The following is a 23,074-nucleotide window of genomic DNA, read 5'->3' on the forward strand; positions in this document are numbered from 1 at the left end:
AGACAAGGTCTTCTAAAAGAAAATATAAATTGTATTAGATGAAACTACAATAAATTATTAAATGCAATACCAGTTTTCATAATCGCGTAAATAGTATTTGACATATTTTTTGCAGCATGGCAAATTGCCGAGTTATGATGTTTACCTTCTTTGATCTTTAGTAAATATTTATCTCTAAATTTGTTATCTTTAATTTTAGAATTTATTATAGCTACTTTAGTAGCGGTAAATATTGCAGTACGTAAATATCTTGATCCACGTTTAGATATATGAGAATTTTTAGCTATAAAGTTACCTGACTGATATATTGTAGGATCAAGTCCTGCAAAAGCAAGTAGGCTTTTAGGATGATCAAATCGATGTATATCACCGATTTCACCGACAATTAGGCCGGCAGTAATATGTCCAACACCAGGTATACTAAGTAAGAAAGAAAAATGAGCATCAATAATCTTGTTTATTTCTATCTCAAATCTATCCATTTGTCGTTTGTAATGAAAAATGTCCTCAAGAGTAGAATTAATCAGTATTTCATTTGTAATATTAACATTACCGATTGTGTTTTTAGATAATGTTTTAATTGTTTTAGCTATTTCGAATCTATTACCACGGCATTTTATAATAGATTCAAGAGTTGAAATATGCATATTAGAAATTTTTATAGTTGTAGGATAATCAGAAAAAAGTTTGTAAACCCAGTTTGAATGTTGATTAAATTGATGTCTAAATTCTGGGAAAGTAATATCTAGTAGTCGTGTCCACTCAGTTTTTGCTTTATTGAGTTTTTTTTGAACTTCAATTCTTGCTCTAGATAGTGACTTTAATTCATTTGAAATGTATAATGTAGGTGTATAGGAATTGTGACGTTTATGATTAAATTCTACGTACTTGCATATAGCATAAGCATCAACTTGATCTGTTTTAGTCAGTCTTGGTGAAAGAGCTTTACGACTATTACTTGTTAATACTGGATTAATCATTAAGACATAAAAGCCTTGTAACGCAAGAAAATTAGAAATATTTTGAGAGTATATTCCGGTTTCTTCAATTCCTATACGAATGTCATCAATAGACTCCGTATGGGATAGAATTAGCATACGGAGTTTTTTAAACCCCTCAAAATCATTTTGAATAGTAAAACATTTGGTGAGCACCTCACCATTACTTGAAGTAATTGTGATGTCATGCTTAGAAGAAGCTACATCAATACCGACAAAGATCATAAAAAAACCTCCTTATATATTTTATAAACAAGTGGTAAAACACACAATCTGAAACTTCAAATAATCTTGTAAATAAAACGTCATGCGTTCACTAGCTAATTAATTGTACAAGTAACAGATGTGGTTATAATCTCCTTAAAATAGTCAAGCTATAGAAAAAATGGAATAATCCACAATGTTTATTACTAAAATTATATAAGAAAAAATTAAATTATAAAACGAAAGGAGAGTTATACTAAAATTTATATTTTTAGTATACAAGAATTATGAGAAAAATATTAATATCACCATCAAAGTATTTACAAGGTAAAGGAGAGCTTTCTAATTTAGGAACATATGTTAATGATTACGGTAAAAAAGCACTATTAATTGCATCAAAAGATGATAGAAATAGAGTTATAAAATATATTGAAAGTGCTTTAGAGAAAGAAGCATTTGAAATAATATATGGTGATTTTGGAGGAGAATGTACTAAAAATGAAATAGAAAAACAAAGAAAAATATTTAATGATAATAAATGTGAAGTAGTAATAGGTCTTGGTGGTGGAAAAGCACTTGACACTGCAAAAGCGGTTTCTCACTACGAAAATAAAGATGTAATCATTGTTCCAACAATTGCATCAACAGATGCTCCATGTAGTAGTTTAGCTGTAATATATACAGAAAAAGGTGAATTTGAAGAATATATTTTCTTTAAGAAAAATCCAAATTTGGTTTTAGTGGATACAGAAATAATTGCAAATGCACCTACAAGATTTTTAGTTTCAGGTATTGGTGATGCTTTATCAACATACTTTGAAGCTAGAGCATGTGAAAAATCATTTGCTGATAATATTCCTGGTGGTAAAAGTACCAAAGCTGCTATTGCAATTGCAAAATTATGCTATGAAACTTTACTTGAAGATTCTCTGAAAGCTAAATATGCTAGTGATAACAATGTAGTTACTATGGCACTTGAGAATATTGTTGAGGCAAATATATTACTTAGTGGAATTGGATTTGAAAGTAGTGGACTTGCAGCAGCACATGCAATTCATAATGGTTTAACTGTTATGGAAGAAACTCATAAGTATTTTCATGGAGAAAAAGTGGCTTTTGGTGTGATTGTTCAACTAGTACTTGAAAATGCAAATAAAGATGAATTAAATAAAATTATTAAATTTAATAAATCACTTGGATTACCAATTTGTTTAAAAGATTTAGGTGTAAAAAAAATTGATTCTAAGAAAATTATGGAAGTATCTTCTCTTTCATGTGCAGATGGTGAAACAATTTATAATATGCCATTTGAAGTTACAAAAGAAGATGTATTTGCAGCTATTATTACAGCAAATAAATTAGGAGAAGATTATGAAAAAAATAATAAATAATACTGAAGATATAGTAATCGAAATGTGTCAAGGAATGGTAAAAGCACATCCGGATAAGCTTACATTTAATCAAAAAATAAAGACTATTAATAGAAAAGTCCTAAATAAAAATAAAGTCACATTAATAAGTGGTGGAGGAATTGGACACGAACCTGCTCATGCTGGTTTTGTTGGAGAGGGTATGCTTGATAGCGCAGTATGTGGAGATGTATTTGCTTCACCTTCTATTAATCAAGTATATAAAGCTATACTTGAGACAGAGTCTGAAAAAGGAACTTTATTGATTGTAAAAAATTATTCAGGTGATTGCATGAATTTTGATGCTGCAGCTGAAATGGCGGAAGATGATGATATAAAGGTTGAGAAAGTATATGTAAATGATGATGTAGCAGTTGAGGATAGTGACTACACAATTGGTAGAAGAGGTGTTGCAGGAACAGTATTTGTTCACAAAATTGCAGGTGCATCGGCTGAAAGAGGCGATGATTTACTAAAAGTAAAGGAAGTAGCAAATAAAGTTATAGATAACGTTAGAACAATTGGATTTGCTCTTACATCCTGTACAGTTCCAGCTATGGGCACTCCGACTTTTAAACTTGATGATGAAGAGATAGAATTTGGTGTTGGAATTCATGGAGAAAAAGGAATTGCAAGAGAAAAACTAGTTTCTGCTGATGAATTAGCAAAAAAAATGATTGAAAAAATAACATCTGATATTAGTTTTGAAGAAAATTCTGAAGTGGCTCTTTTAGTTAATTGTTTAGGTGCGTCGCCACTTCAAGAGCTATATTTACTAAATAATTCTACTGAAAAAGCTCTAAGTGATAAAAAAATAAAGATTTATAAAACTTTTGTTGGAAATTATATGACTTCGCTTGATATGAGTGGTGCGTCAATAAGTTTATTGAGATTAGATGAAGAATTAAAAGAACTTTTGGATGGACCATCGGATACAATTGCATTAAAAATAAACAAATAAATTGTTTGATTAATATTAAAAAAGAGTATTTTAATTATTATAAGAAAGTTTAAAATGTTAAAAATAACATTCACTTAGAGAGGAGGATAAGACTGAAAATATTTCAGTTTAAAAACTATGGATAAAATAAAAATTGAAGATATGAAAAAAATAATTAAGAATATGATTAAAGTAATAATAGATAATGAAGTATATTTTTGTGAACTTGATTCCGTAGCAGGCGATGGTGATTTTGGAATGTCAATTTCAAAAGGGTTTAAAGAACTTGAAAAAAATTGGGATGAAATTTGCTTTGATAATATAGGAAGTTTCTTAAAAGATATTAGTTTAATAATAAGCGAATACTGTGGTGGAGCTTCAGGTCCAATATGGGGATCAGCATTCAGAGGTGCAGGAAAGTATGCTAAGGGAAAAGAAGAGTTAAATTTATTTGAATTTTCTGAATTGATGCAGAGTTCAGTTGATGCAATTCAGAAAATTGGAAAAGCAAAACAAGGTGATAAAACTTTGTTAGATGCACTTATTCCAGCAACAGAGTCTTTGAAATTAAGCGCTGAAAAAGGAATTGAAATAACTAAGGCAATGAATATTAGTGCGAAAGAAGCAAGAGAGGGTGCTGAAAAAACTAAAGATATGGTGGCACTTAGGGGAAGAGCAAGCTATCTTGGGGAACGTAGCTTGACTCATCCTGATGCAGGAGCTATGGCAATTGGAATAATTTTTACTGATATAGCAAATAAATTTTAATAAACATTCATACTGGGGGAGAGAATTTGATTAAAATATTAAAAATTATTGGTATTTTTATTGCAACTATAGTAGCTTTAGTAATATTATTATTTGCATTTTTAACAATTACAGATTATTCGCCTAAAGAAATTGAAACTTTAGATGTTAATAATAATACGAATTTAGAATTAGATAGTAGTAAAGATTTATCAGTAATAACATGGAATATAGGATATGCAGCGCTAGGAGAAAAGGAAACATTTTTTTTAGATGATGGGGAAAAGTCTAAACCTGATAATAAAAATGACGTTGAAAAATATCTTGATGGAATAATAGACTCTCTTAAAAAATATAATAAAGATTTTTTGATTTTACAAGAAGTAGATGTTGATTCTAATAGAAGTTATGGAGTAAAAGAATTAAAAAAAATAGTAAATGAATATCCAAATTTTGATTATTCATTTGCACTTAATTATGATGTTAAGTTTATACCAGTTCCATTTCCACCACTTGGAAAGGTAGAAGCAGGACAATTAAGTTTAAGTAAATATAAAGTTAGTGAAGCTAAAAGATATGCATTTCCAGGTAATTATAGTTGGCCTAAAAAAACTATTATGCTAGACCGTTGTTTTAATATATCAAGAATTCCTGTTAAAGATAAAAAAGGTGATTTGCTACTAATAAATGTACATTTTTCAGCTTATGATGATGGAAGTCTTAGGAAAAATCAACTTAAATATATTAAGGAATTTATTATTAAGGAATATGAAAAAGGTAATTATATTGTTTTAGGTGGAGATTGGAATCAAACATTTGATACAATAAATATAAAAAAGTATCCTTTATATAAAAATGGAGAGTTTTATACACCTTATGTTATAAGTAGTGATTGGTTAGAAGATGGATGGAGATTTGCTATAAATGATAATGTTCCAACTTATAGATTATTAAATAAACCGTATGAAAAAGGTGTTACTCAAGTTGGCGTAATAGATGGATTTCTTGTTTCTCCAAATGTGACTATTAACGAAGTAAAAGTGCTTGATTTAGAATTTAAAAATTCAGATCATAACCCAGTGTTAATGAAGTTTTTGCTAAATTAAGGAGGATGGGTATGCTAGAGGAAAAGAAAATAACCAAAGTCTATTTAAAAGGAAAAGAAGGAAGCAATATTTTTGTTTCTTCCTATCAGTCTAAAAGTGAATCTAAAGCTGTTATTCATATATTGCATGGCATGGCGGAATATGGTGATAGATACGAAGATTTTGCAAATTTCTTAACTAATAATAATTATGCAGTTTATGTTCACGATCACAGAAAACACGGAAAGAGTATTACTTTAAATCAAAAGGTTGGTATTTTTGATGAAAAAGATACTTGGGATAATATTCTTGAAGATGTTGAGATAGTAAATAAATATATTCGTTCAAAGGAAGAAAACAAAAAAATAATAATATTTGGACATAGTATGGGATCTTTTATAACAAGATCTTATATACAGAAATATAATAATAGCGTTGATGGAGCGGTGCTTAGTGGAACGGGTTACGCGAATCCTCTTACATGCAGATCAGCAATAGTATTAGGTGAGATAATTAAAATTATAAAGAAAAATAGTAGAAGTAAATTTTTAGATGATTTAACTTTAGGATCATTAAATAAAACAATTGAAAATCCAAGAACGAACTGTGATTGGCTTTCAAGAGATGAAAGAGAGGTTGATAAATATATTAAAGACGAATTATGTGGATATAGGTATTCAAGTAAATTCTATATTGAATTTTATAAAGGAATTGCTTCTTCAATAAAAGATAAAAACATATGTAAAACAAAGCATATGCCAATACTATTTATTTCTGGTGAAAAAGATCCAGTTGGTCAATTAACTTCTGGCGTTAAAAAAGTATTTAACAAATATATTTCTAATGGATATAAAGATGATTTAAGCTTAAAATTTATTGAAGGAGCAAGACATGAAATAATTAACGAAATAAATAATCAAGAAGTATATGAAACATTACTTAATTGGATTAATACAATTGATATTTAATATTTATTTGATGCCTTAAGTTTTATAGAAAAACACATTAAAAAGCCTTTGAACTCACTATTAATAGTTAGTTTCAAAGGCTTCTTTTTTTACATATTTTGTAGTGAAAAAAATATAGAAATACAATTTATAAATAAACTATATAAAAGCCTTGTAATCTCTAGAATAGATACTTATATATGATATAATACAAATGTACTAATTTTAGAGTGCAAATAATATAAAAAAGGAAATATTTATGAAAGTCAAAAATGTTAAAATAAATAAAAAATTTGTTGATAAATATAAAAAAGGATATCCTTTAATTCTAAAAAAAGCTTTGCTTGAAGAAGTCGTATTAGAAGAAGGCAACGTTATTAAACTATTAGATGAACGTAATAAATTTATAGCGCTTGCTTACTATGGTATTCAAAACAAAGGTATTGGATGGATACTTAGCTTAAATGAAAAAGAAATTATTGATTTTAAGTTTTTTGAAAAAAAGATACTTAGTGCAATTAAATTTAGAGAAAATTATTATAATTCTTCCATAACAAATGCCTTTAGAGTATTTAACGGTGAAGGCGATGGAATTGGCGGATTTACAATAGACTATTTTGATGGATATTATCTTATAAATTGGTATAGTAAAGGTGCATATAAGTATAGAGATTATGTTATAAATACACTTAAAAAATTAACTAATATGAAGGGAATTTATCAAAAAAAGAGGTTTGATAACTCTGGAAAATTTATAGATGAAGATGGTTTTGTACTTGGTGAAAAATCTGACTTTCCTCTTATAATAAAAGAAAATAATGTTAATTTCGCTATATACTTAAATGAAGGTGCTATGGTTGGAGTATTTTTAGATCAAAAAGATGTAAGAAATAGAATTAAAAGATCATATTCAAGAGGTAAAACTGTCCTTAATACATTTTCATATACAGGTGCTTTTTCTGTTTATGCATCAATTGGTGGAGCGAGTAAAACGACAAGTGTTGATCTTGCAAATAGAAGTTATGCCAAAACAATTGAACAATTTAGTATAAATGAAATTGATTATGAAAATGAAGATATTGTAGTAATGGATGTATTTGATTATTTTAATTATGCTATAAGAAATAATTTTAAATTTGATACAGTTATACTTGATCCACCAAGCTATGCAAAATCTAAAAAAAGAAAATTTTCTGCAGCAAAAGACTATAAAGATTTGATTAAAGATGTAATTAAAATAACGAAAAAAGGTGGTGTAATAGTTGCATCAACAAATTGTGCTGCCTTTGATATGAAAAAATTTAAAACATTTGTAGATGATGCATTTAAAGAGAGCAAATCAAATTATAAAATATTAGAGGAATACAAACTACCACGAGATTTTAAAACATTAAAATCATTTCCTGAAGGAAATTATTTAAAGGTTTTATTTATTGAAAAAAATTCGTAAAAAATATAATAAAGTTCTATAAGACTTATTAAAAGTAAGTCTTATAGAACTTTTAGTAAATATAATAGATATAGAGAGGATGAAAATAATGACTATAAAACTTTATGAAAATGATATGTATTTAAAAGAAGTAGATGCAAAAATTACTGAAATTATTGAAGAGAAAAATGCTATATTTTTAGTTCTTGATAAATCTATATTCTTTCCACTTGGTGGTGGACAACCATCTGATATAGGATATATTGAAAATTCAAAAGTATTAGAGGTAATAGAAAAAAACGGCAAACTTTATCATAGAGTTGAAAAAAAACCAATTAAAGATAATGTGCACTTAGTACTTGATTGGAATAGGCGTTTAGATAATATGCAGCAACACTGTGGTGAACATATACTTTCAGGTATAATATTAAAAGAAATTAATGGACATAATAAAGGATTTCATATGGGTAAAGATATAGTCACTATAGATATTGACCTTCCATCTATTGGTGGAACTTTGTTAAAAGAAATTGAAAAAAAAGCTAATGAGGCAATTTATAAAAATGCATTAGTTAATATTTATAACGTTAATTCCAAGGATGAAGCAAGTAAATATGGTGTTAGAAAAGAAGTTACAGTTGAAAAAGATATTAGAATTGTTAGTATTGATGGAATCGACACAGTGGCGTGCTGCGGAAGTCACCCAAGAAGAACAGGGGAAGTCGGCCTAATAAAAATTCTAAAAGTTGAAAAAAATAAAAATATGACTAGAATCCACTTTGTGTGCGGAAATAGAGCATTAAAAGACTATAAACTTAAAAGTGATATCATTAGCGAGCTAAGTAAAAAGTATTCAAGTTCAGCTGAAAATCTTCTTAGCAAAATGGCTAAAAAAGAAGAAAAAAATGAGCTTATAAAACAAAAGTATACAGAATTAAAAAATAGATTTAATTCTCTAGAAGTTGAAACACTTTTTAATGAAAATAAAAATAAATATATAAAAATATATAATGATATGGATTTTAATGATATTGAATATATATCAAAAAAAGTACATGAGAAAATAAAATGCCTCACAGTTTTTGCAAGCGCAAATGAAAAACGAATTCTTATGATTGACGGACTGGATTCAAATAATTGTGGTAAATTTTTCAAAGAAAATATTAGAGATTTTAATGGAAAAGGCGGAGGTAGCATTAATATAGCACAAGGCAAATTTGAAAGTGAAGAAGATCTAAGAAGGTTTTGTGAAAAAGCAGACGAAATATTGAACTAATTTTAAAATAATTACAAGTAAATATTGCCATAATTGTTGAAAAAAATAAATTGTTTTGATAGAATGTAGTAGTATTGCATTAAAGCTTATATTTTGGAGGAATAAAATGGGAAATGTTGTTATTATAGCCTTAGCACTTTCTTTGCTTTGTATACTTATTTTTTTTGAAGCAAAAAAAATTTTAAATATAAATAAAGCAAAAATAAAATTTGGAAATTTGATTTATATTGAGAAAAATAAAAATATAATTAATTTATTTGCGATGGTTCTTCTTACGTTTCTATTTTATAGGGATGCTGAAATGGATCATTGGTTAGTAATTGTTATATTTTTGCCTGCATTAGGTATAAATATATATAGATATTTTGTAAGTGCTAATATTATCTATGATAAAGGAATTGTTTCAGATAAAAAATGCATGCTTTGGGATGAAGTAAAAGACTATAAGATTGATAAAATTACTAAAAATAAAGGAAAAAAATTATATTTATTTTTTGATAAAAAAGCTCTTAGTGGCGCTTATGTAGATAATGTTGAAGTAAAATTAAAAGAAGAATATGTAGAAGAAATAAGAAACATTCTAGTAGCTAATAATGTTAGTGAATATATCGAGGATTCTGATAAAAGGATTTATTGATAGTTTTGGAAATAAATATTTTTAAAAATATACTTGCATAAAAATTAAATTAATGTTATCATACATATAATTTAAAAATATTCAAACAATAAATTCATTGATTGGAAAAAGTAGCATTGAAAAGATTCTATAGAGAGCTAAGTGTGGTGGAAACTTGGCGTTGAAATTCTTTGTGAATGGTTCCATAAGAAGCGGCGTGAAAGTTTAGTAGCGTTAGTCGGGTTCTCCCGTTATAGAGACAAAGTATAAATTCTATGATGAGTACTTTTGAAGACATTAATATAAATAGGTGGCATAACGACACTTTATCCTATGGGATAAAGTGTTTTTTTTGTATCTTTTTATAATAAATAGGTGGCATAACGACACTTTATCCTATTGGATAAGGTGTTTTTTTTGTATAAAAATACAATGTTAATTCTAGGAGGGTCAAATGGAGGTAAAAACAAATTATAAAATAATAAATGGAAAAAATTACTCTTTAGTAGAGATTTATGAGAATCTACATGACAATTTATCCTTTATTTTTGAAGGAAACAAGGGAAAGTTTTCTTATTTTGGAAGAAATCCTATTGGAAGAATAGTTTCTGAAAATGATGAACTTAATTACTATAAATACAGTGATAAGTCTCCATTTGAAAGTGAAATAAAGGAAGGAAATGTATTTGAAAATTTAAGAAAGTATTTAGAATTTAATTTCTACGAAGAGAAATTAGATCACGTTGAGTTTAAAGGTGGTTATATTGGTTTTGTTTCATATGACAGTATAAAAAATATAGAAGAAATTAAAATTAATAATAAAAAAGATATTGATATTCCTGAAATTGACTTAATGCTCTATGATGAAGTTATTTGCTATGATAATTTTAAGAACGACATATATATCATTGTAAACTCTTATGTTGAAAATAGTGTTCAATATATTGATGAGAGAATAGATAAAATTGAAGATGAAATTAGAAAAATAAAATGTAAAACTAATTTCAAAATTAAAATTAAGCTAGAAAGTGAAAATAAAGAAAATACTCATATTAGTCTTAATGGAAAAGAGAATGAAAAAATAAATAATATTGATATTTCAAATATTAAATTTTTAACTTCTAAGTCGAAATTTATTGATAATGTGAAACTTGCAAAAGAATATATAAAAAATGGTGATATTTTTCAAGTTGTTCTTTCTAGAAAAGCAGTAATTAAATGTGAGGAAAAAGGCTTTAACATTTATAAGAAGCTTAGAAAAGTAAATTTTTCAGATTATATGTTTTATATAAATTTTGGGACATATGAAGTACTTGGATCATCACCAGAAATATTAGCGAAAAAAATAAAAAACAAAATATATTCTTGTCCAATAGCAGGAACTAGGAAAAGAGGGATAAGTGATTTAGAAGACAAGAATAATGAAAGTGAACTTTTAAATGATTCAAAAGAAAAATCTGAACATAATATGCTTGTAGATTTATCGCGTAATGATATTGGAAGAGTATCAAAGTTTGGAAAAGTATCTCTTAAAAAATATATGAATGTTGAAAAATTTTCTTATGTAATGCATCTTGTTTCCTTGGTGGAAGGAGAACTTAAAGATGGACTGGATTCAATTGATGTATTAACTTCATGTATGCCTGCTGGAACAGTGTCAGGGGCACCTAAAATTAGAGCCATGGAAATAATAGAAGAACTCGAAGAAAATAGAAGAGGTTTTTATGCAGGTGGAGTAGGATTTTTTAGTTTTGATGGAAATATGGATTTGTGTATTGCAATAAGAAGCGCACTTATAAAAGGCGGAGAAATATTCGTGCAAGCAGGAGCTGGAATAGTTGCTGAGTCTACACCAGAAAAAGAATTTATAGAAACTGAGGATAAACTTAAGAGTATTATTACTGCACTAAAAATGGTTAATTAAGGAGGCAAAAACATGGTATTAGTTATTGATAATTATGATTCATTTACATTTAATCTAGTTCAACTTATAAGTAAATTTACAAAAAATATTGAAGTTCGGCGTAATGATAAAATTTCTCTTAAAGAAATAAAAAACAAAAATTATAGTCATATTATTATTTCTCCTGGTCCTAAATATCCAAAAGACGCAGGTATTACTATGGAAGTTATTAAAAATATGAGTGGTAAAATTCCTATCCTTGGAGTATGCCTTGGCCATCAAGCTATAGTAGAAGTATTTGGTGGAAATATAATGAGACTTATTGAACCGTTTCATGGGAAAACGAGTGAAATAAAATATAAGAAAATAGGAATATTTAAAAATGTTAATGGAATATTAATAGGCGCTAGGTATCATTCATTAGTTGCTGATATGAAGTCAATTCCAAACTGTTTAGAAGTTATAGGAAAAAGTGAAGACAATCTTGTTATGGCAATAAGTCATAAAAGCTTTAATACTATTGGTCTTCAGTTTCATCCAGAATCATTTTTAAGTAATAATGCAGAAAATATAATTGGAACATTTTTAAATATAAAAGGAGGATTAAAATGAGAGATAACTTAAATAAACTACTAAAATTAGAGGATTTAACAATGGATCAAATGTATAAGTCAATGAATGATATCTTAAAAAAAAATATATCAGATATTGAAATTTCATCTTTTTTAACAGCTCTTGAAATAAAGGGAGTAAAAAAAGATGAGTTAATTGGAGCTGTAAAGTGTTTAAAAGAAAATGCTAAAAAAGTTGAAATAAAAAGCGATGATGTAATAATTGACACATGTGGTACAGGAGGAGACGGAAAAAACACAATAAATATTTCGACCGGTGCCACGATTATTGCAGCAGGTGCGGGAGTGAAAATATTAAAACATGGCAATAGAGCGGTATCGAGTAAAAGTGGTAGTACGGATGTACTAGAAGAGTTAAAAATTAGAATTCCAACAAATAAAGATGATGTAAAAGAAGAGTTTATAAAACATGGAGTAAGTTTTTTATATGCTCCCTTGTATCATAAAACTTTAAAAAATGTAGCGAATGTTAGAAAAAAGCTAGGGTTTAATACTATTTTTAATATGCTTGGTCCACTTGTTAATCCATCAAATGTAAAATATCAAGTTGTTGGGGTTTCTAATCCATCTTATACTGAGCTTTATTGTGAAGTATTAAAATACTTTGGAGCAAAACGTGCTTTGGTTGTTCATGGTTTAGATGGAATTGATGAAATTACTATAACAGATAAAAGCAAAATAAGTGAATTAAAAGATAATAAAATAAAAACCTACTATATTGATCCAAAAGATTTTGGAATAAATAAAGTAGAATCAAAAGAAATATTAGGACTCAGTGCAAAAGATAATGCAATGAGAATTAAAAAAGTATTTATGGGAGAAGAGGGCGCAGTTAAGGATATTTTAGCACTTAATGCTGGTGCATATATATATATTTATGGAAGTGCTACTAGCATAAAGGAAGGATATAATATGGCTCTTAAGTCACTAGAAAATGGTGATGTCTTCAAAAAATACGTTGAATTAACGAAATTCTATTCTAAATATTAAGGAGGATTTATGAATATACTAAATGAAATTGTAAATAAAAAAAAACAAAGATTATTAAAAGATAAGGCAGAATATTCAATTGAGTATTATAAGAAAATGATAAAACCAAGAAACACATCTATTTCATTTAAAGATGCTCTAAAAAAAGAAAAAATAAGTATAATAGCAGAAATAAAAAGAGCCTCTCCATCACTTGGTATAATTGATAAAAATTTTAATCATATTAAGAAAGCTAAAGAATATCATAATTCAGGAGTTAGTGCAATTTCAGTTTTAACTGAAGAAGACTTTTTTTTAGGGAAAATTGAGTATATTTCTGATATAAGAAAAATTACTAATAAACCTATTTTAAGGAAAGATTTTATAACTTCAAAACAAGAAATATATCAGTCAAGAGTTTATGGAGCTGATGCAATATTACTTATTGCATCTATATTAACTAAAGAAAAATTAAATGAATTTATAGATTTATGCAAAACTTTAAAAATGGATTCTTTAGTTGAAGTTCATACAAAGGAAGAACTGTTATTAGTACTTGAAACAAAGGCAGATATAATTGGAATTAATAATAGAAATCTAAAGACCTTTGAAACTGACATTAATAATACTTTAAATTTAAAGAAATATATTAATTCAAATATTCTTCTTGTTAGCGAGAGTGGAGTTAAAACTTTAGAAGATATTATAAAATTAGAAAAAAATTCAGTAGACGGAGTTTTAATTGGTGAAAGTTTTATGAATGGAAGCATTGATTTAGACCAATATTTTTAATATAAAGGAGCTGAATAAAATTAAAACAAAAATTAAGATTTGCGGTATAAGAAGAGAAGAAGATATTAAGATTGTAAATAAGTATAAACCTGATTATATAGGTTTTATATTTGCTAAAAGTAAAAGGCAAGTTTCAATGAATAAAGCATATAGTTTAGTTAAATTATTAGATAAAAATATAAAAAGAGTTGGGGTATTTGTAAATTCTTCAGCTGATGAAATAAATAAGATATCAAAGACTTGTGAATTAGATATTGTCCAGCTTCATGGAGATGAGGATAATGAATTTATAGAAAAAATTAATTTACCTGTTTGGAAGGCTATAAGAGTTAGTTCAAAAGAAGATTTAGTAAAAGCAAATGACTATAACTGTGAAAGAATTCTTTTTGATTCATTTAGCTTAGAGGAATATGGTGGAACTGGGGAAAGTTTTGATTGGTCTTATTTAAGAGGGAAAAGTAGTGACTATATTATTGCAGGAGGAATTAATGAAGATAATGTTGGCTTACTAATAACTAAATATAGTCCGTATTTAGTTGATGTAAGTAGTTCAATTGAAACAGATGGTTATAAGGATGAAAATAAAATTAGAAAATTAATTGAAAAAGTGAGGGAATGCAATGAATAAAAAAAGTTATTTTGGAAGTTTTGGTGGACAATTTGTACCTGAAACGCTTATGAAAGCACTAATAGACTTGGAAAATGAGTATAATAAAGTAAAAAATAGCGAAGAATTTATAAAGGAACTAGATTATAATTTAAAATATTACTGCGGAAGAGAGACTCCACTATACTATGCTGAAAATCTTACAAAAGAACTAAAAATAGGTAAAATATATTTAAAAAGAGAAGATTTAAATCACACTGGTGCTCATAAAATTAATAATGCGATTGGTCAGGTATTGCTTGCAAAAAGAATGGGTAAAGAAAAAATAATTGCAGAAACAGGAGCAGGACAGCATGGAGTTGCAACAGCAACAGCGTGTGCTAAATTCAATATGAAGTGTCAAGTATTTATGGGAGAAGAAGATATAAAAAGGCAGTATCTTAATGTTAAGAGAATGGAGCTACTTGGTGCTAAGGTTATAGCAGTTAAAAGTGGATCTAAAACATTAAAAGATGCAACTAATGAAGCTATTAGAAATTGGGTTAAGAATGTTGATGATACCTTTTACGTGATAGGTTCAGTTGTTGGACCGCATCCATATCCAACTATCGTTAGAGATTTTCAAAGAATAATTGGTGATGAAGTAAAAAATCAAATTTTAAAAGTTGAAGGAAAACTTCCAAATGTGTTAATTGCATGTGTTGGTGGTGGATCTAATTCAATGGGACTTTTTTATCCCTTTATTGATGATAATGGAGTAGACCTAATAGGGGTTGAAGCTGGAGGACATGGTATTAATACAGAAAAACATGCTGCTACAATAAGTAAAGGTTCAATTGGTATAATTCATGGTATGAAGACCTATATGCTTAAAGATAGTGATGGTCATATTAAAGAAGTCCATTCAATATCAGCAGGATTAGATTATCCTGGTATTGGACCAGAGCATGCATATTTAAATGAAATTAAAAGAGCAAAATACAAGTCAATAACAGATAAAGAAGCGATAGATGGATTTTTAATGCTTTGTAAATCTGAGGGAATAATACCAGCTCTTGAAAGTTCACATGCTTTAGCATACTTAAATAAGATGAAAAAAATTGATAAAATAGAAGACAAAATTATAGTTTTAAATTTATCTGGAAGAGGAGATAAGGATGTATATACAGTACTTGATGTAATTGATAAGGAGGAAGAATCTAATGCAAATTAATAAAATTATTGAGACTATAAATAATAAAAACAGAGCAGCTTTTATGCCCTTTATTACTGCAGGATTTCCAAGTATTGAAAAAAATATTGAGTATATTAAATTAATTATAGAATCGGGAGCGGATATTTTAGAACTAGGAGTTCCTTATTCTGATCCACTTGCTGATGGTGAGGTGATTCAAAATTCATCAAAAATTGCACTCGATAATGGTTTTAAAATCGAAAATTTATTTGAAGTAATTGAAAAAATAAAAGAATTTTCTGATATTCCAATTGTTATAATGACATATTTAAATTCTGTACTTAGCTACGGGGAAGTTAAATTTTCTTTCAAATTAAATTCTCTTGGGGTAAATAACGTAATAATACCCGATCTTCCAATGGAAGAAAAGTCTATATTAGAAGGTAGTTTTTCTAAAAATAAAATAAATTTAATTTCTATATTAGCACCGACTTCAAAGGAGAGGACAAAAAAAATTATAGATAATTCATCAGGTTTTTTATATGTTGTCTCTGCAAATGGAACTACAGGTGAAACAGAGATGAATGTAAATATAGTTAAAGAAACATTAAGTGATATTTGGTTAGAAGCGGATATACCACTAGCACTTGGTTTTGGAATATCGAGTGCAAAACATATTGAAGAATTTAGAAATCATAGTAATGGACTAATAGTTGGAAGTGCTATAATTAAAAAAATAAATGAATGTGAAAGGCTAAAAAGTCAACTACCACTTAGGAAATTTATTAACGAATTATCCTTAGCTTGTTTTAGGAATTAATATAATCATAAATGCAAATAAAAACAGATTATCTATAAAGATAATCTGTTTTTATAAACTATTTATATTTTATATTAATTTTTCACATTTAATTGCAATAGAAAGTTGTTCATAAAATTCATTTTCCGAATCTATACTAAGTAGTTCTTTCATCTTATTAATTCTATATCTAATAGTATTTTTGTGTTGGTACATTTCTAGCGCAGTTAAATTTATATCACCATTGTTTTTAATAAATATTCTTGCTGTATTAATAAATTTTCCATCGTCGTAGCGCTTAATGAGGTCTAGTAAGGAATTTGTAAATGATTGTAGCCATTTATCATTGGCATAAGGAAGTAGCAATTTATATATACCTATATCTTCATAATTTTTAGGGTTTTCATTTAAAAGTTCGCAGGATCTTGATGCAAATATACTTTCCTTTATGCTTTCATCAAGATACATTAATTCAAATGCGTATGTGCTTTTTCCTATATAAAAAGTTTTTTCAGTTATATTTAGGGATTTAAAAATATTTGAAGTGTCTATAGCAATATCTTTATTAGTTATTTTTTTATATGTTAAGATGATTACTAGACCTTCTTTATATTTAATTATACTATGATGAATGCTTTTTGCTCTACTTCTACTATAACGTTCAGTTGTGTTTATTAAACTCTCGTCATTTAAGTATCTTTTTTCTTTGCAAAAAATAACAATATGCTCATTATAAAAATTTCTATTAATTTCATAGGCTAGATCCCGAACTATATTTTTTTTAAGATCATTATTAAAAAGAATATCAATTTTAGAAGCCATTAATTCCATATGGCTTCTTGAAAGCATTCCACTCATTAAATCTTCGATTACATCTTCAAAATAAATGTTTTCTTCAAAAAAAAGAATAGGCAGTTTATGTCTGTTAGCAAAGTCTATAATATTCTTTGATAATTCTTTTACATATATATTTTTAATTGCTAATGCTGAAATTTCACATATTGCAAGATCCTTAATACACTTTTCAATTTTACTTTTATCATCTCTGATAGCTGTAAAAGTAGTTATTACAAAATCACCTTTTGTAAAATTTCCAATAATACCTTCAATCATTTCATGATCTAGTATACCTATTTTTTCTATTATTTTATTAAGACCGTTTTCTCCAGAAACTAATTTAAGATTTTTTAATTGTGGGAGCAAAAGTGCATTGTAAACAGATATTGACATATATCCTCCTTTTGAACTTTATACAACAATACTACTATATTTTAGTGTTTAATACAATGAAATTAAACTTTAAATTATATAGAATAGTATTAAGGAAGCAATTAAAAGAATAATCAGAATATTTGAGGAGGAATTATGTTTAAATTAAAAGTTTTGAATAATGACGTTTTAAAGGAAATACTAAAGATGGAAGATGTTTTAAAAATGATAGAAAAAGTATATGTTTTAAAAGCAGAGGGAAAAACAGAGCTTTTTCCAATGGTATTTCATGAATTCAATCCAGGTGTAGCTGATATGGATATAAAATCAGGTGTTTTAAATGATGTAGATATTTTCGGTTTAAAATTAGTATCATGGTTTGGAGAAAATAAAAATAAAGACTTGCCTTTACTTGTTGGAACAACATTATTATTTGATAGTAATACAGGTGCACCGCTTGCAATTCTTAATGCTGAACATATAACTGGCATGAGAACTGGAGCAGCTGGAGCGATTGGTGCTAAATATTTAGCGAGAAAAAATTCGAGTTCTTTACTTATGGTTGGTACGGGACATATCGCACAGTTTGAAATTGCCGCAACTTTAATTGCTATGGAAAGTATAGACACAGTAAGAATATATGACCCAATGCATAATGAAAAATCGGTAGAATATGTTAAAAGTATTGAGGCAGTTTTAAGAGAAAATTTTGCCATAACTAGAAAAATCACATTTTTACCAGTTACATCTCTTGAAAATGCAGTTTCAAAAAGTGATATTATTATAACTGCTACTCCTTCAAAAGAAGCAATGATCAAAAAAGAATGGGTAAAAAAAGGAACGCATTTTAGCTGTGTTGGTTCAGATATGGAAGGAAAACAAGAAATTGACGAAAATATTTTTAAAGATGCTATTCTTGTTGTAGACGATATAAGTCAAGCTATAAATGTTGGTGAAACGGAAATGCCTATAAAAAAAGGCATTATTAAAAAAGAAGATGTAATGGTGGAAATTGGAGATATTATACTAGGAAGTAAAAAAGGTAGAACTTCTGAAAATGATATTACTATATTTGATACAACAGGAATTGCAATTCAAGATTTAATTACTTCAAAACTTGCACTAGATATTGCAAAGGAAAGAAATCTTGGAATTACAATTGATTTATAGGAGGAATTTATGAAGATAAAGGATTTTGGAGTAGAGATTTGGATGAATTTATACGAAAATAATTGTAAATATAATTTAGCAGAAACTTGTGTAGACTCGCTTAGAGTTGAAGAATTATTAGATATGATAGGAAATAAGTCTGAAATAGTGGAAAATATTTTAAAAATGCAAATGAGTTATGGTGATATTGAAGGTTCTGAAAAATTGATTAAAGGAATTAAATCACTTTATAAAAATAATAATGGAAAACATGTAACAGTAACTCATGGAGCAATAGGAGCGAATTCACTTGCAATGTTTGCATTAGTTGAACCAGGAGATAGGGTGATTTCTGTTTTACCAACATATCAGCAACATTATTCTATTCCTGAAATATACGGTGCAGATGTTAAAATTCTTAAACTGAAAATGGAAAATGACTTTTTACCAGATTTAGAAGAATTAAAATCATATATTAATGATAAGACAAAGCTTATATGTATAAATAATCCTAATAACCCTACTGGGTCATTAATGGATGAAAATTTTTTAAAAGAAATAGTTAAAATTGCTAAAACATGCAATGCGTATGTTCTTTGCGATGAAGTATATAGAGGACTTGACCACAGTGGAAGTGGATTTACTAGTTCAATTGCTGATTTATACGATAAAGGAATAAGTTCTGGAAGTATTTCAAAAACATTTTCTCTAGCGGGCTTAAGAATTGGATGGTTAGTCGGACCTGAGGGATTTATTGAAAAAGTAAACAGAAGGCGTGACTATACAACTATAAGTTGCGGTAGAATTGATGATTATCTTGCGGGCCTTGCACTAGAAAATAAAGAAAAAATTATTAGTAGAAGTCATAAAATAGTAAAAGCAAATATAAAAATACTTGATAATTGGGTTAATAATGAACCCAAAATAACTTATGTGAAACCAAAATCTGGTACTACAGCATTCTTAAAGTATGATTTTGATATTAAATCAGAAGAATTTTGCATACGACTTCTTGAAAAAAAAGGTGTAATGTTAGTTCCAGGTAAAGCACTTGATATGGAAGGATTTTTAAGAATTGGATATGCCTTTAGTCCAGACGAACTTAAAATTGGACTTGAAAAGATATCAGAATTTATTAGTGAATTGTAAGTAAATATATTCATAACTCCAAAAAAATCGAAAGCCTAATAGACTTTTGATTTTTTTGTGATTAACTAACATTTTTTTCTTATTTATCGGCTGTAAAAAATAATAAATTTGTATAAATTATCTAATATGTTACAAAAAAATTATATGGGTAAATACATAGTTAAAAAAATATCAATAATAGTAAAGTATCAATAATAAAAACTTTGTATGACACCTAAAAACTTCTAATTATTTATTAATAATCTATAGATGACTAAAATTGTATTTAATATCCAAATACAAAGTAAATATTTAATTTAGGTATTTTTATATATTAGGAAACATCTATATATGTAAGTCAAATACATAGATTGATAATTTTGGAATTATAATTTTATTTAAAATTTATTCGTAATAATTATTTTATATAGTATCTACATTGTAAAATATGTTTAGAATTGTTAATTTTAATTGTCGGAATATTCTAAAAACATACAGATGATGGGGGAGAAAGATGAAAAAGATTAGATTTTCGAGAGTTATTTTTTTAGCAATTGTTATTGCACTATTTGTTCCAATGGGAAGTTTTGCAATTCAGCCAATGGATGTTGTTATTAATGAAGTTGCATGGATGGGGACAACAGCTTCCTATAGCGATGAATGGATGGAACTTTATAATGGATCTACTAGTGATATTGATTTGAGTGGCTGGACTCTTTCAGCGGTTGATGGCACACCGTCTATTACTCTTAGCGGAATTATACCATCAAAAGATTATTTTTTACTAGAAAAAACCGATGATAATTCAGTGCCAGGAATAACAGCAGATATAATTTATTCTGGATCGCTTGGAAATTCAGGTGAGGAGTTATACTTAAAAGATAATAATAATAATGTTATTGATTCAGTTTCAAATTGGTATTGTGGTGATAATTCAACAAAAGCAACTATGGAGAGAACTGATGCTACACTAGTTGATAGTTCTACTAATTGGAATAATTCAACTACATCTTATGTAGGAGGATTTGGGACACCAAAAGCGCTTAATTCACTTTCGAATTCGTATGTTGATCCTTTAAAAGAGCAGATTAATAATGTTTCTAATGCACCTGGAGCAATAAATGTTTACTTTAATAAAACTGCAGATACAACATATGCTTCGTTTGGAAATAAAGCTAATTATAATGTTAATCTTGAAAATAGACTTGTTTCAAGAATTAATAATGCGACTTCAACAATTGACATCGCGACTTATGAAATAAATTTACCTGGCGTTGTAGATGCTTTAGTTAATAAAGCAAGCGAAGGCGTGAGTGTAAGAATGCTTGCAGATGCAAAAGATGCAAGTGATCCTAGTTATATTGAGAGATATCAACTTATGAGATTAAATTTAGAAAAACTCGCAAGAGGAAAAGATTTAATTCATGGTACTTCGGATGATGTTCTTATCTTTAGCGATTCTCCAATTTTTGCAGTAGAAGATGCTACTTTAAGAAGTGATTTTGGCTTACCAAGTAGTTTAAGTGATTTTAATCAAGTGAATGTTACTGTTGGTTCAACTTCTACTAGTGGATATTTGATTGCAGATGCTGAGGAAAAATCTGTTGGTAAATATTATTCTCCTGGAGAACAAATGCACAATAAATTTTTAGTAATAGATGGAACATGGGTATGGACTGGTAGTTGGAACTTTACTGTAACAGGTTTATACGGGTCTGATGAAAATAGAGCAAATAATATTTTAGGTGGTAATACACAAAACTCAGTTGAAATTAATTCATCTAGTCTTGCGGATATTTATAAAACTGAATTTGAAGAAATGTGGGGAAGTTCAACTATGACTCCAGACAAGGTAACTTCAAATTTTCATGGAAGAAAGACAGACAATACTGTTCATAGCTTGTATATTGGTGGGAAGTTAGTAGAAGTATACTTTTCTCCTGGTGATAACGCTATAGGAAAATTAAAAGATCTTATAGTAAATGAAGCAAATGATAGTGCTTATTTCTCAATTTTCGCATGGTCAGATCAAAGCATACTTGATGAATTAAAAAATAAATATGAGGGATCGTATGTGGATAATCAAGGTTCTCTTACAGGATTTAAAGTAAAAGGTGTATTTGATGCAAGTTACTGGAACCAGTGGTGGTCAGCATCGGTTGATATGACTGGAAGAGTAGCTTCTAAGACTTCAACATTAAATCCTAACACAAGATGGAATAATCCAGCTCCAGTATATAAAGACGTTGAAGTTAGAAAACTTCATAGCAAAACAATGATAATTGATGGAGAATCAACAAGTGATCCAACTGTAGTAATTGGTTCAACGAATTGGAGTAATAATGGTAATGATGTAAATGATGAAAATTTACTAATAATTCATGATACTGTTACTGCAAATCAATTTGTTCAAGAATTCTATGCTCGTTATATTCCGGCATCACTTAATTAGTAAACTGGTATTATCAACTTAAAAAAGAACATGCATATATTTTATATATATAAGCATGTTCTTTTTTCATCATATTTTATGATAGTAAGTATAGAAAAATACGATAAACGTTAAAAAATTAGCAAAACAGTAACTTATGTTACGGCTTAGTGGAAGAAGACATGTTATATTTATATCAAGCAATAGCTTTAGAGGAGGAAATAATATGATTGAAAAAGTTTTTAAACTAACTAAGACAGAAAATAAAATAATTGAAAAAGTAATTCAGGACGAAAATATTCACTATGTTCATATGATACTAAATAAAGATGAAGGCTTACCTGAACATTTTGCAAATTCAACTGTTTATATGACAATAGTAAGTGGTAGTGTTTCAATAAAACTTAATGATGGAGAAGTTAATCTTTATAAGAATGGTACGGTTTTAAAAATACCATTTGAAACTAAAATGAATGTCTTCAATAGGCAAGATGAGATACTTGAATTAATAGTTGTAAAAGCGCCAGCTCCAAAAAAATAATATTAGTATTATATACAAAAAAGACTTTTCTTTCTGGAAAGTCTTTTTTAAAAATTTATAGTATAATACAAGTAAAACATTAATGGAGA

The 23,074-nt window shown here is 27.7% G+C and carries 21 protein-coding genes; 19 read left to right on the plus strand and 2 right to left on the minus strand.

Annotated features, from left to right (window positions below):
- Window positions 1–44: 44 nt before the first annotated feature.
- Window positions 45–1,223: an IS110 family RNA-guided transposase gene (locus AACH12_RS05995; RefSeq protein ID WP_338536595.1), complete on the minus strand. Its 1,179-nt coding sequence runs from the start codon at window positions 1,221–1,223 to the stop codon at window positions 45–47.
- Between the two features lie 266 nt (window positions 1,224–1,489).
- Here AACH12_RS05995 and AACH12_RS06000 point away from each other — a divergent pair, with 266 nt between their 5' ends.
- The 15 genes from AACH12_RS06000 to trpA all read left to right on the plus strand — a co-directional run bounded on the left by AACH12_RS06000 (window position 1,490) and on the right by trpA (window position 16,548).
- Window positions 1,490–2,593: a glycerol dehydrogenase gene (locus AACH12_RS06000; RefSeq protein ID WP_338537156.1), complete on the plus strand. Its 1,104-nt coding sequence runs from the start codon at window positions 1,490–1,492 to the stop codon at window positions 2,591–2,593.
- On the plus strand, window positions 2,574–3,572 hold the full coding sequence (gene dhaK, locus AACH12_RS14260; protein ID WP_422388906.1) for a dihydroxyacetone kinase subunit DhaK: 999 nt from the start codon (window positions 2,574–2,576) through the stop codon (window positions 3,570–3,572). The genes AACH12_RS06000 and dhaK overlap by 20 nt, the downstream gene beginning before the upstream one ends.
- A gap of 117 nt (window positions 3,573–3,689) precedes the next feature.
- Window positions 3,690–4,319 (plus strand): dihydroxyacetone kinase subunit DhaL, encoded by a 630-nt coding sequence (gene dhaL, locus AACH12_RS14265; RefSeq protein WP_422388907.1) that lies wholly within the window; start codon window positions 3,690–3,692, stop codon window positions 4,317–4,319.
- A 26-nt stretch (window positions 4,320–4,345) separates the two neighbouring features.
- On the plus strand, window positions 4,346–5,404 hold the full coding sequence (locus AACH12_RS06010) for an endonuclease/exonuclease/phosphatase family protein (protein ID WP_338537157.1): 1,059 nt from the start codon (window positions 4,346–4,348) through the stop codon (window positions 5,402–5,404).
- An 11-nt stretch (window positions 5,405–5,415) separates the two neighbouring features.
- Window positions 5,416–6,351: an alpha/beta fold hydrolase gene (locus tag AACH12_RS06015; RefSeq protein WP_338537158.1), complete on the plus strand. Its 936-nt coding sequence runs from the start codon at window positions 5,416–5,418 to the stop codon at window positions 6,349–6,351.
- A gap of 238 nt (window positions 6,352–6,589) precedes the next feature.
- Window positions 6,590–7,780 (plus strand): class I SAM-dependent rRNA methyltransferase, encoded by a 1,191-nt coding sequence (locus AACH12_RS06020; protein ID WP_338537159.1) that lies wholly within the window; start codon window positions 6,590–6,592, stop codon window positions 7,778–7,780.
- 88 nt (window positions 7,781–7,868) lie between these two features.
- Window positions 7,869–9,035: an alanyl-tRNA editing protein gene (locus AACH12_RS06025; protein ID WP_338537160.1), complete on the plus strand. Its 1,167-nt coding sequence runs from the start codon at window positions 7,869–7,871 to the stop codon at window positions 9,033–9,035.
- Window positions 9,036–9,141: 106 nt separating this feature from the next.
- Window positions 9,142–9,672 (plus strand): hypothetical protein, encoded by a 531-nt coding sequence (locus tag AACH12_RS06030; protein ID WP_338537161.1) that lies wholly within the window; start codon window positions 9,142–9,144, stop codon window positions 9,670–9,672.
- Window positions 9,673–10,105: 433 nt separating this feature from the next.
- On the plus strand, window positions 10,106–11,575 hold the full coding sequence (locus tag AACH12_RS06035) for an anthranilate synthase component I family protein (protein ID WP_338537162.1): 1,470 nt from the start codon (window positions 10,106–10,108) through the stop codon (window positions 11,573–11,575).
- Between the two features lie 12 nt (window positions 11,576–11,587).
- Window positions 11,588–12,166 carry an anthranilate synthase component II gene (locus tag AACH12_RS06040; RefSeq protein WP_338537163.1) on the plus strand — a complete coding sequence of 193 codons (579 nt, stop codon included), beginning with the start codon at window positions 11,588–11,590 and terminating at the stop codon, window positions 12,164–12,166.
- Window positions 12,163–13,176: an anthranilate phosphoribosyltransferase gene (trpD, locus tag AACH12_RS06045; RefSeq protein WP_338537164.1), complete on the plus strand. Its 1,014-nt coding sequence runs from the start codon at window positions 12,163–12,165 to the stop codon at window positions 13,174–13,176. Before AACH12_RS06040 ends, trpD begins: the two co-directional genes overlap by 4 nt.
- Window positions 13,177–13,185: 9 nt before the next feature.
- Window positions 13,186–13,947, plus strand: coding sequence for an indole-3-glycerol phosphate synthase TrpC (gene trpC, locus AACH12_RS06050; RefSeq protein WP_338537165.1), 762 nt, complete (start codon window positions 13,186–13,188; stop codon window positions 13,945–13,947).
- A gap of 37 nt (window positions 13,948–13,984) precedes the next feature.
- Window positions 13,985–14,575: a phosphoribosylanthranilate isomerase gene (locus AACH12_RS06055; RefSeq protein WP_463671012.1), complete on the plus strand. Its 591-nt coding sequence runs from the start codon at window positions 13,985–13,987 to the stop codon at window positions 14,573–14,575.
- Window positions 14,568–15,767 carry a tryptophan synthase subunit beta gene (gene trpB, locus AACH12_RS06060; RefSeq protein WP_338537166.1) on the plus strand — a complete coding sequence of 400 codons (1,200 nt, stop codon included), beginning with the start codon at window positions 14,568–14,570 and terminating at the stop codon, window positions 15,765–15,767. Before AACH12_RS06055 ends, trpB begins: the two co-directional genes overlap by 8 nt.
- A complete protein-coding gene (trpA, locus tag AACH12_RS06065; protein ID WP_338537167.1) occupies window positions 15,757–16,548 on the plus strand; it encodes a tryptophan synthase subunit alpha in 792 nt (263 codons plus the stop codon). Before trpB ends, trpA begins: the two co-directional genes overlap by 11 nt.
- Before the next feature lie 69 nt (window positions 16,549–16,617).
- Here the strand turns inward: trpA and AACH12_RS06070 are convergent, their stop codons facing one another.
- Window positions 16,618–17,757: a PucR family transcriptional regulator gene (locus tag AACH12_RS06070; protein WP_338537168.1), complete on the minus strand. Its 1,140-nt coding sequence runs from the start codon at window positions 17,755–17,757 to the stop codon at window positions 16,618–16,620.
- A gap of 135 nt (window positions 17,758–17,892) precedes the next feature.
- Between AACH12_RS06070 and AACH12_RS06075 the strand changes: the two genes are divergently transcribed.
- From AACH12_RS06075 to AACH12_RS06090, 4 genes are all read left to right on the plus strand, one after another.
- Entirely contained in the window at window positions 17,893–18,906 is a 1,014-nt protein-coding gene (locus tag AACH12_RS06075; RefSeq protein ID WP_338537169.1) for an ornithine cyclodeaminase family protein, read from the plus strand.
- Between the two features lie 9 nt (window positions 18,907–18,915).
- Entirely contained in the window at window positions 18,916–20,034 is a 1,119-nt protein-coding gene (locus AACH12_RS06080) for an aminotransferase (RefSeq protein WP_338537170.1), read from the plus strand.
- A gap of 493 nt (window positions 20,035–20,527) precedes the next feature.
- Entirely contained in the window at window positions 20,528–22,465 is a 1,938-nt protein-coding gene (locus AACH12_RS06085; protein ID WP_338537171.1) for a phospholipase D-like domain-containing protein, read from the plus strand.
- Window positions 22,466–22,670: 205 nt separating this feature from the next.
- Window positions 22,671–22,985, plus strand: a complete 315-nt coding sequence (locus AACH12_RS06090) for a cupin domain-containing protein (protein ID WP_338537172.1) — start codon at window positions 22,671–22,673, stop codon at window positions 22,983–22,985.
- The last annotated feature ends 89 nt before the right edge of the window (window positions 22,986–23,074 follow it).

Origin of the sequence: Helicovermis profundi (genome assembly GCF_033097505.1) — a bacterium.
GTDB lineage: Bacteria > Bacillota > Clostridia > Peptostreptococcales > Acidaminobacteraceae > Helicovermis > Helicovermis profundi.

What these genes read in the sequence shown, in the direction of transcription:
- AACH12_RS05995 (WP_338536595.1), bottom strand. Translation starts at nt 1,223, where the DNA reads ATGATCTTTGTCGGTATTGATGTAGCTTCTTCTAAGCATGACATCACA.
- AACH12_RS06000 (WP_338537156.1), top strand. Translation starts at nt 1,490, where the DNA reads ATGAGAAAAATATTAATATCACCATCAAAGTATTTACAAGGTAAAGGA.
- dhaK (WP_422388906.1), top strand. Translation starts at nt 2,574, where the DNA reads ATGAAAAAAATAATAAATAATACTGAAGATATAGTAATCGAAATGTGT.
- dhaL (WP_422388907.1), top strand. Translation starts at nt 3,690, where the DNA reads ATGGATAAAATAAAAATTGAAGATATGAAAAAAATAATTAAGAATATG.
- AACH12_RS06015 (WP_338537158.1), top strand. Translation starts at nt 5,416, where the DNA reads ATGCTAGAGGAAAAGAAAATAACCAAAGTCTATTTAAAAGGAAAAGAA.
- AACH12_RS06020 (WP_338537159.1), top strand. Translation starts at nt 6,590, where the DNA reads ATGAAAGTCAAAAATGTTAAAATAAATAAAAAATTTGTTGATAAATAT.
- AACH12_RS06025 (WP_338537160.1), top strand. Translation starts at nt 7,869, where the DNA reads ATGACTATAAAACTTTATGAAAATGATATGTATTTAAAAGAAGTAGAT.
- AACH12_RS06030 (WP_338537161.1), top strand. Translation starts at nt 9,142, where the DNA reads ATGGGAAATGTTGTTATTATAGCCTTAGCACTTTCTTTGCTTTGTATA.
- AACH12_RS06035 (WP_338537162.1), top strand. Translation starts at nt 10,106, where the DNA reads ATGGAGGTAAAAACAAATTATAAAATAATAAATGGAAAAAATTACTCT.
- AACH12_RS06040 (WP_338537163.1), top strand. Translation starts at nt 11,588, where the DNA reads ATGGTATTAGTTATTGATAATTATGATTCATTTACATTTAATCTAGTT.
- trpD (WP_338537164.1), top strand. Translation starts at nt 12,163, where the DNA reads ATGAGAGATAACTTAAATAAACTACTAAAATTAGAGGATTTAACAATG.
- trpC (WP_338537165.1), top strand. Translation starts at nt 13,186, where the DNA reads ATGAATATACTAAATGAAATTGTAAATAAAAAAAAACAAAGATTATTA.
- trpB (WP_338537166.1), top strand. Translation starts at nt 14,568, where the DNA reads ATGAATAAAAAAAGTTATTTTGGAAGTTTTGGTGGACAATTTGTACCT.
- trpA (WP_338537167.1), top strand. Translation starts at nt 15,757, where the DNA reads ATGCAAATTAATAAAATTATTGAGACTATAAATAATAAAAACAGAGCA.
- AACH12_RS06070 (WP_338537168.1), bottom strand. Translation starts at nt 17,757, where the DNA reads ATGTCAATATCTGTTTACAATGCACTTTTGCTCCCACAATTAAAAAAT.
- AACH12_RS06075 (WP_338537169.1), top strand. Translation starts at nt 17,893, where the DNA reads ATGTTTAAATTAAAAGTTTTGAATAATGACGTTTTAAAGGAAATACTA.
- AACH12_RS06080 (WP_338537170.1), top strand. Translation starts at nt 18,916, where the DNA reads ATGAAGATAAAGGATTTTGGAGTAGAGATTTGGATGAATTTATACGAA.
- AACH12_RS06085 (WP_338537171.1), top strand. Translation starts at nt 20,528, where the DNA reads ATGAAAAAGATTAGATTTTCGAGAGTTATTTTTTTAGCAATTGTTATT.
- AACH12_RS06090 (WP_338537172.1), top strand. Translation starts at nt 22,671, where the DNA reads ATGATTGAAAAAGTTTTTAAACTAACTAAGACAGAAAATAAAATAATT.